The 1,281-nt window shown below is 65.6% G+C and carries 2 protein-coding genes; both read right to left on the bottom strand.

Features of this window, described 5'->3' with window-relative positions; all coding sequences use genetic code 11:
* Positions 1-30: 30 nt before the first annotated feature.
* The gene (locus ACIQZO_RS40510; protein ID WP_267844417.1) at positions 31-951 is read right to left on the bottom strand and encodes an IS3 family transposase; all 921 of its coding nucleotides are present in this window, start codon (positions 949-951) and stop codon (positions 31-33) included.
* Entirely contained in the window at positions 939-1,229 is a 291-nt protein-coding gene (locus ACIQZO_RS40515) for a transposase (RefSeq protein WP_403636441.1), read from the bottom strand. The genes ACIQZO_RS40510 and ACIQZO_RS40515 overlap by 13 nt, the downstream gene beginning before the upstream one ends.
* Positions 1,230-1,281 lie beyond the last annotated feature (52 nt).

The following is a 1,281-nucleotide window of genomic DNA, read 5'->3' on the forward strand; positions in this document are numbered from 1 at the left end:
TGTCAATCCCCTCGAAGTGTGGAGTCCTTCCTATGCGGCCAGCCCCACAGTGAGGCCGGTCCAGTACTCGCGTTCGTAGTCGATCGGACTCTTGAAGTCGCACACGCTGTGTAGCCGACGGGCGTTGTAGAAGTCGGTGATCCAGGTGGCGATCCTGATCCGGGCCTCGGCCCGGGTGGCGAAGGTGCGCCGGTGGACGTACTCGACCTTGAGGACGCTGTTGAACGCCTCGCTCACCGCGTTGTCGAAGCACGATCCCACGCGCCCCATGGACTGGAAGACGCCCAGCTTGCGGCAGGCGCGGCCGAACTTCCGGGACGTGTATTCCGAGCCGCGGTCGCTGTGGAAGATCACTCCGCGCACGTCACCGCCCCGGGTGGTCCCGGCCATGTTCAGCGCGGCCACCACCAGGTCCGCGTCATGGTGGGCACCCATCGCGTAGCCGAGCAGGCGCCGTGAGAACAGGTCGATGACCGTCGCGAGGTAGATCTTGCCCTCGGAGGTGACGATCTCGGTCATATCGCCGACCCAGACGAGGTCGGGCTCCTCGGCCGTGAAGTCCCGCTTCACATGATCCGGGGCAGCGGGCCGCTTTCCCTGCCTGGTCAGGCCCTTGCGGTGTTTCACCACGCGGGCGACCAGGCCGAGTTCGGCCATCAGCCTGGCGACGGTGTTCACCGAGACGTGCCAGCCCTTGCGGACCAGCAGAATGAAGATCTTCGGTGATCCGTAGGTGCCGCCGGACTCCTTGAAGATCTCCTTGATCTCCTCGGTCAGCTGCTGTCGTCGCAGCTCACGCCCGGTGGGCTTACGGCTCCGCCACTTGTAGAACCACGACTCGCTCACGCCCAGCGCGCGGCAGGAGACGGTGTGCGGAATGTTGTGCCCGGTCCTCTGGTCGCTGATCACCCCGGCCACGACGGCCGGGTCCGCGGCAGCTACTTCACCCACAGGACCATGCAGCGTTTGAGGACATCACGCTCCATGACCAACTCCTTGTTGTCCTTCTTCAGCTGCGTGTTCTCCCGCCGCAGCCGGGCGAGCTCCTCGGCCTCGCTCTCACCCCGGCCGTTGCCGGCCCGCTTGGCCCGCGACACCCAGCTCGCCAGCGTCGTCTCGTTGATCCCCAAGTCCTGCGCGACCTCGGGGATCGGCTTCCCGGTCTCCGTCACGATCCGTACAGCCCCCTCACGAAACTCAGCCGTGAACACCCGACGCTTCTCCGCCATGACTCTCAACTTCCCCTGCAGTCACGGACTCCACGCTACGAGGGGAGACTCA

The organism is Streptomyces sp. NPDC097617 (assembly GCF_044761485.1).
Lineage (GTDB): Bacteria > Actinomycetota > Actinomycetes > Streptomycetales > Streptomycetaceae > Streptomyces.

Coding starts and splice junctions, on each gene's coding strand:
- ACIQZO_RS40515 (WP_403636441.1), bottom strand. CDS start 1,229: ATGGCGGAGAAGCGTCGGGTGTTCACGGCTGAGTTTCGTGAGGGGGCT.